Source organism: Mesobacillus sp., from assembly GCF_047739415.1.
Classification (GTDB): domain Bacteria; phylum Bacillota; class Bacilli; order Bacillales; family Cytobacillaceae; genus Mesobacillus.
The window spans coordinates 1-6,610 of the sequence record NZ_JBIQOE010000225.1 but is presented as its reverse complement, the minus strand read 5'-3'; the positions used below and the strand labels follow the sequence as shown (position 1 = coordinate 6,610).

The following is a 6,610-nucleotide window of genomic DNA, read 5'->3' as shown; positions in this document are numbered from 1 at the left end:
GGAAGAACAAAAAGTGCAAGCGCCTCGTTCAGCTCCGACAAGCGCTGCCCGCCTTATAACGCCACGTCCTGTGGCTGGCGGGTCTAGCACTTCGTGTGCCTCGGAGGGCCGACCGGTGAAGTCGTTCTTTGACTTCATTGGGCGGACCGAAACCGAAAAGTATAGCCGACTGTCCAGAAACGCAGAAACTGGAGACTCCGACAAAGAAGCGCTTTTTGCTTCTGCCGGCGGAGTTGAAGTTTCGGAGTTTCTAGGAGGCGACACTAGACAATTCGAAAAGCGAAGGCGACTGCTCAACTCCGACAAGCGCTGGAGGGCCTGACAGTGAAGTCGTTCTTTGACTTCATTGGCAGGACCGAAGCGTCTCGAGGAGTTAGAAGCCGCAGCTAGACAAGTGACTCAAGGGGCTAGGCGCTGGAGCTAGATTAAGACATACTACATGCAGTTATACACAACTAAATAATTTTATCATTCCTGGTAAACAATTAAAGACGATGAAGCAATGCTTCATCGTCTTTTGCTGGTACCGATTCATATCTTAACAATATCGCTCTATCATGTTTTGGAAGTTCTGCTTTAATGAAGGAAGGTCTGAGGCATGGATGTTCATTCTTACATATGTTTCATCCATTCCCATCGCTTCCGACAAGAAACCACCAAGTCCCCTCGCTCTGCGGTCAACTTGCATCAAGACCTCAATTTCGTTCTCATTGTTTGGATAGAAAATTACCTCTAGTTCATCCAGTCGTCCTCTAAATGGACCTGAGGCGGGCACGAATTCAAACTCCTGGATGAACGGCATATTTCTCCGGAGATGTCTTGGGGCTTGCTCGCACTCAGCTTCCCTCAGTCGGAAGCCAAGGTCGCTAATCGCGTTAAACACCCCGTGCATCAACTGATTAGGCACCACTGTCAAATAATCCTTGTCACTTGGATCAACTGCGTTTTTGATATCAAGCCCTGTTGTCACCCAAACCTTCGTCCTGCCCATCGATAATGGCATTTCCAGCGGAAGCCTGAAAGTGAAAGGAATTTCCTTTGTTTCATTCTCTTTGATTAGGAATGACTGCGTAAGTTTGAAACGATCAATTTGGGCAGTGGCAGTATACTTTTTATCATCTGCCTCTCTTATATAAGTTGTATGTAAACTCAAATAGATGTCATCGATATTCTGCTCTGTGTTTCCCCCTCGAATTTCTACAATGCCACGTACTTCTTCTCCTGGCATCACCCGGTCTTTTTCCAGCTTCGTATCAACCTTAGCTGCACCTATGCCAACACTGGCAAAAACTTTATTAAAAAATGACATACCCTTTGCCTCCCTGATTTTACATTTTTTCTTTCTTATTAATGTATACGATTATAAGTTGAGAGAGTTTCACTGAACAGAACGTTTTTTTAAAAAATTTCCTTTCTAACTTCATGTAAAAATATAAAAAGGCAGATTCATCAGAACCTGCCATTACAAAGTGTACTTTACTTAGTCTATATCTTCTTCCTCATCGATAATACATTTTTCGATCAGATATTCAAATGTGATATCTGCCATCTCTTCAAGTTCTTCCTCTGTGGGAACGTATCCCCTTTTTACAAGTTCATGAAAGAAAAATTCAGCAATCTCTTCTGTATCGATAACAACCTCAATCTCTTTCACAGATTCGCCCCCCTTTATTCCAAATGTATGTGAAGCACTGATGTTTAATGCCAAGCTAAACCAATTTTCTGAAAATTGTTCTATTGTTTTTGGACAAGCATAGAATGGAATAAATCAAATTAGGAGTGATCAGGTATGGAGAGACTGGGTATTCTTGCCGAAATGTTTGTTGAGGATGTGAACAAAGAAGATAGTATGGTTATTGAATTGTTTGGCACCATAGTGAATTTCCTATTTAAAGTTTTCCAATTGGCGGGAATTCCTTTTCTTGTTTATGTGCTGCTTGAATTTGCAGGATTATTTTAAACGTGGCTTTTTCCATCATTGTTAACAAGCATTGAAAGTTTGCGAAGAATGACTCTCATGACATGCGCGTATTCTTCATCTTTGAACCATTTATATAAAATTCTGTAATCATTATATAAATCGAGAAGATTATCGATTGTCATCCTCTTTTGATGAATTTTCCTCAACTCTTCTTTTTCACCTGCTCTTGGCTGATGAGACTTTTTCTCGAGGTTGACGGATGGCTTTACTTCTTTATTGGCTGAAAACAAAAGTCCAAGCTTCTGGATAAACGTATCTGCACTGTCCGAGTCCGCAACAAGTGTCAGTTCTTCTTCCCCGGCTTCAAGCCATTCTCCATCTTTAATCCTGGACAGTTCATAAATGACATCCTCCCAGGCATCTTCTTTATATCTCCAGATTTCTGTACGAAAACCGACAACCTTAAATAGGTCTGAACCATATCCCTTTACCTGCACTAAGTCTCCGAAAAAATATTTGTATTCGATGTCAATTTGCTCCTTTTCAAGCAGCTTCCCATCGTATTCAGAGAGCATCTGCAAACTTGTTTCCAAATACAAGCCCTCGCTCTTATTTATCTCATATACATGAAGGCCGTCAAGCCATTTTACATCTGTCACTTTCCCCACAGTCCCATAAATAGTGATCACGACTGTATCACCGATGTTAAACTTAGGTTTCTTCCGTTTTTCCATTTCCTCCATCCTCTCAACGATGAGTCGTGAATTGTGATTACAACAGTATATGCACTTTTCTGAAAATCGCTACGCCTAGATGGAGAATGGAAGAAGCTTTTATCTCTTGCCGGGAGGCAGTAAAAAAATACTGTCCTGAAAAAAATCATAAAAAAGACTCTCGCGGGTTCGCCGCAAGAGCTAATTAGCTTTCCGCTATTAAATATTCCTCCCAGGCTTCGTCAAAAACAGCCATACTTTCTGGATAATGTCCGTTCAATTCCAGGTAAGAGCTTATTTCATCATAATCCTCCGAGTTTTTTGGGAACGAGAGGTCATCGTATGCGGAATTTGCAAACCTGCTGATAGCATCCTTTGGTTTGTTGCTCCGGTATTTCATAAGAAAGTGGTAAAAGCTTTTATACATATATGAACGCCTGCCTATTGTTAAAATAAGTTTGTCCATACTATAACGGATTTGTTCAGTGTCCGTCCACTTTAATGCAAAAAAGGGAGCACTTCCGATTAGGTAAGGTGCTCCCCTTGTTATTGCCATCTGGCTGATTTCGCCATCTCCAGCAATGCCCATATGATATTGAACATTAAAATCGCTACGGTGATTGGCACGGCATGGAGCCAGTTCATCCCAAATTTCTCAATGATCAGCCTTACATAATATCCGCAAAAGAATAAGACAACCATTGCTGCTACCAGCATGATAGATAAAGCGATAGACATTTTCTCTCCCCATTTCCAAAATAAATACTCCCCACTCTATTATAAAGAGGAGGGAGTAACTGGATAAAAAGGAAGTGTGAAACTTTTGTGAACAGCATTCTAATTAAGGTTATTTATGTCACATCAACTTCAAGATGAAAAATCAAAGTAATTCCGCTTCAATAATCTTGGTTGTTCCATCAATTCCTCAAAGGTGACTACTTTGCCAAGTTTTTTCGTATCGATTAAAAATAATTGGTCTTCGATTTCCTTTGTAATCAATTCGGTCTGGTATGTCATTTGGCAGTCAAGGCAATGGATGGCAGGTGTTTCATTGATTTGAATCGCTTTTGTTCCATCCGGAAGCTCCCAATAGACCTTGTCAGTTACAGGTTTGGTATTTACACTGCTGCACCACTCGCAATTCCCCATCTTTCAACCTCCTATTCCTTTGTGGATGGGACCACGCCTTGCCCATCTGCGGCTTCAGCTGTCGTTTTTTTCTGCTGTGCCATAAATTTCTTCTCCTTCAGTTCATCACGTTTTTCACGCTTATCCTTCAGGGATGCATGTGCAGGGTCTTCCTCATACTTTTCCCTGCGGTCGATCCTGCCAAGTCCTTCAGGAATCAGGTTGAATTCACTGTCGTTCATAATAGCTGCGATTCCAGCGTTCGATTTTTTCTTTTCATAGTCTGGGTACACTTGTTTGAAGTAACCTTCAGCCCTGCCTGGAACATAATTTTCAGGCTCTGGGTAAGAGGTGATTACACCCTCAAAGTTGCGGAGGACCACTTTTTCCGGACTCTGGGATATCAAGTAATTTGGCTGCAAGGAGATTTTCCCGCCTCCGCCAGGCGCATCAACTACGAAGGTCGGGACTGCGTTTTTTATTGTAAGTATTAAAAACAAAAAAACTGCATATCAAGATGATTTTTTATCATCCTAATTTGCAGTATCAATTAGACATAAGATGAAATAAATTTGGAAAATTACCTGCAGCACAAATGGTCCATAATTCGCGGAGAAGAGCGGATTTACATCTTATAAGATAACTGACTTTTTCACTTAGCAAAAACCTGCTATTTGTCAAACTATTCTAACGACTCTATCTCTATTTCTCTTTTCCAACGTTTAATAACATCATTAAAAGATACGTCCTTCCACTCCTTTTGCCATTCATGGTTGAACCTGATGCTCTGTGATTTTGGCTCAGGGTGAGGTTTGTCCATTTTTATTACTGTAGGCATGATGATTGAATCCCCTACAACTATACATTCGCCTGGAGCTAAGTTGGGTAATATCTCTCCTATTGATTTAGTACTATCAGGCATTAGGTTTTTAATATAATTTTGATCCCCATGATTAGTTAATCTTAAAGAAACAAAATTATTACATTGAGCAAAAATAGTTTCTGATACCTCCGATGGTCTTTGGCTAACTACCATTAAACTTAAGCCATATTTTCGTCCTTCCTTAGCAATTCTCTCTAATGATTTCTTCGAAGCCTTATAGTCAGCATTCATTGATCTTGGAATATAATTATGGGCTTCTTCACATACAATCATAACGGGTATTTCATTCAACAAGTTATCTTCATGTTGTAATTTTGAATAATGAAAACAAAAGTCAAAAATTAGTCTAGAAACAAGACTAACAGTAATACTTAAAACCTCAAAAGGTATTCCGCTCAAATCTACAATCGAAACATTTGACTTATTTAGATATCCCAAAAACTGTTTTAAGATTTCCTCAAAATCCTCAGAACCAAAGTGGGTACCATCTGCTTTTTTAGGTTCCAAAAGGAAGCGTAATCTCTTATCAGATAATTTCGTTTCTAAGCGTGATGAAAATCTATTAAACTCACCATGAAAAGGGCCATTACTTGCTTTAGTATCTTTAGAGGTGGATTGAGGAATAAAATCGTATAATTGCTCAAAATAATAATCCTTTCTATCCCGTATTAATGTACCATCAAGGAGTTTAGGAGTGTTTTCACCGCTTACTTTGCTAATAACTTCTCTATTCATATTTTCTATATAATTGTATACCTCTTTGATGCTGAAATAGACAGGGGTATCATAAGTTACATCATTTAAGTTCTTATTATATTTTTCTTTGTTAAGTATAACCGCCTGTTTAAATATAGAAATTTGATTATGCGAATTACTTTCTGAGCTTTCAATAAATAGTGATTCTAATTCCTCTGAATTCATTAACCAATATGGGAGTTTTAAATTTTCTATAGTCAAATTATTAAGACCAAAATTCTGTTCACTTTCTAAAGTGAACGCTGCAGCATATTCCGAATGAATATCGAAGATTAAGATATGTGAGTTTTTCTGTGCAGATGAGTATAGGTTACTTCCATCTTGAATTCCTACTGCATTTTGTAAGATTCTTGCAACTGCACAGGATTTACCAGCACCAGTAGAACCAACAATGGCCACATGTTTTCCAAAGAATTTATCCCCACTAATTTTAATTTCAATATCCTTATTCTGGACGAGCAATCCAATTTGAAAATCATAGTCAACATTAGCTTTGAATATTTGATCAAGTTCACCTGTAGTTAATATGTACACGGGCTCGGTAGGTAATGGGAGAACATTTCCCCCTCTCTCAAAATTATTATCAATCAGGTTGCCAATTGGCTGGCTTTCAATAATTACTTTTAAATCTGAAGAAACATCATAATTAATAATCTTGACATTATTTATAACGCATACTACATAATTATGATTACCATCTGCCACCTTTATGTATTTTCCTACCTGCAGATGTCCTTTGTTTTATTCAAATATATTTAAAGTGTCAATTTCCAACATTATTGAATTAGGTGAACTAGATAATACCTTACCGATAATATTTTTACTCATAAACCTCACTCATTCCCATTATAAATTTAATTTTTTCCAACTCGTTTAAACTAATATGTTCAACATTTATATCCTCTGTATCTAAACCTTCCGGGACCTTTTCCATAAAAATAAAACAATCTTCACATTTAATTTCATTAAATATATTAATAGCGTCTTCATTATAGTTTACGAGTTTCAATTGAAACTCGGCATATAGTGTCTTGTTAATAATTGCTCTAACTGGTTCAACCAAAAAACTTAACCTTTTCAAAATTTCCCGCTACTAGCCCATCATTAATCTTTATTTTTTTCTTATGCAATCTATGTATAATGCTATAATACATATCTTTTGGGCATTCTAAGCAAAAAATTGGTGTCTTATCATGGACTTCTTTGAAA

The 6,610-nt window shown here is 38.1% G+C and carries 10 protein-coding genes and 1 pseudogene; 2 read left to right on the top strand and 9 right to left on the bottom strand.

The window, feature by feature from the left end:
* Positions 1-115: 115 nt before the first annotated feature.
* On the top strand, positions 116-322 hold the full coding sequence (locus ACH0QE_RS18065) for a hypothetical protein (RefSeq protein WP_213368803.1): 207 nt from the start codon (positions 116-118) through the stop codon (positions 320-322).
* A 216-nt stretch (positions 323-538) separates the two neighbouring features.
* On the opposite strand, the gene ACH0QE_RS18060 is transcribed toward ACH0QE_RS18065, so the two are convergent.
* Both ACH0QE_RS18060 and ACH0QE_RS18055 read right to left on the bottom strand, forming a co-directional pair.
* Positions 539-1,309, bottom strand: coding sequence for a sporulation protein (locus ACH0QE_RS18060; protein ID WP_415801882.1), 771 nt, complete (start codon positions 1,307-1,309; stop codon positions 539-541).
* A 171-nt stretch (positions 1,310-1,480) separates the two neighbouring features.
* Complete coding sequence (locus ACH0QE_RS18055; RefSeq protein WP_023627690.1) at positions 1,481-1,654, bottom strand: YozD family protein; 174 nt, start codon at positions 1,652-1,654, stop codon at positions 1,481-1,483.
* Positions 1,655-1,789: 135 nt separating this feature from the next.
* Between ACH0QE_RS18055 and ACH0QE_RS18050 the strand changes: the two genes are divergently transcribed.
* Complete coding sequence (locus tag ACH0QE_RS18050) at positions 1,790-1,960, top strand: hypothetical protein (RefSeq protein ID WP_415801881.1); 171 nt, start codon at positions 1,790-1,792, stop codon at positions 1,958-1,960.
* On the opposite strand, the gene ACH0QE_RS18045 is transcribed toward ACH0QE_RS18050, so the two are convergent.
* From ACH0QE_RS18045 to ACH0QE_RS18015, 7 genes and pseudogenes are all read right to left on the bottom strand, one after another.
* Entirely contained in the window at positions 1,957-2,655 is a 699-nt protein-coding gene (locus ACH0QE_RS18045) for a hypothetical protein (protein WP_415801880.1), read from the bottom strand. The two genes, ACH0QE_RS18050 and ACH0QE_RS18045, sit on opposite strands and share 4 nt — an antisense overlap.
* A 184-nt stretch (positions 2,656-2,839) precedes the next feature.
* Positions 2,840-3,061 carry a YozE family protein gene (locus ACH0QE_RS18040; protein ID WP_415801879.1) on the bottom strand — a complete coding sequence of 74 codons (222 nt, stop codon included), beginning with the start codon at positions 3,059-3,061 and terminating at the stop codon, positions 2,840-2,842.
* A 119-nt stretch (positions 3,062-3,180) separates the two neighbouring features.
* Positions 3,181-3,372, bottom strand: coding sequence for a hypothetical protein (locus ACH0QE_RS18035; protein ID WP_023627685.1), 192 nt, complete (start codon positions 3,370-3,372; stop codon positions 3,181-3,183).
* A gap of 129 nt (positions 3,373-3,501) precedes the next feature.
* A complete protein-coding gene (locus ACH0QE_RS18030) occupies positions 3,502-3,783 on the bottom strand; it encodes a YokU family protein (RefSeq protein ID WP_415801878.1) in 282 nt (93 codons plus the stop codon).
* Positions 3,784-3,794: 11 nt separating this feature from the next.
* Positions 3,795-4,235: pseudogene (locus ACH0QE_RS18025) on the bottom strand (lysine 2,3-aminomutase); the annotation flags it as partial.
* Positions 4,236-4,444: 209 nt separating this feature from the next.
* Positions 4,445-6,106 (bottom strand): ATP-binding protein, encoded by a 1,662-nt coding sequence (locus ACH0QE_RS18020; RefSeq protein ID WP_415801877.1) that lies wholly within the window; start codon positions 6,104-6,106, stop codon positions 4,445-4,447.
* Between the two features lie 115 nt (positions 6,107-6,221).
* Positions 6,222-6,482 carry a hypothetical protein gene (locus ACH0QE_RS18015; RefSeq protein ID WP_415801876.1) on the bottom strand — a complete coding sequence of 87 codons (261 nt, stop codon included), beginning with the start codon at positions 6,480-6,482 and terminating at the stop codon, positions 6,222-6,224.
* Between the last annotated feature and the right edge of the window lie 128 nt (positions 6,483-6,610).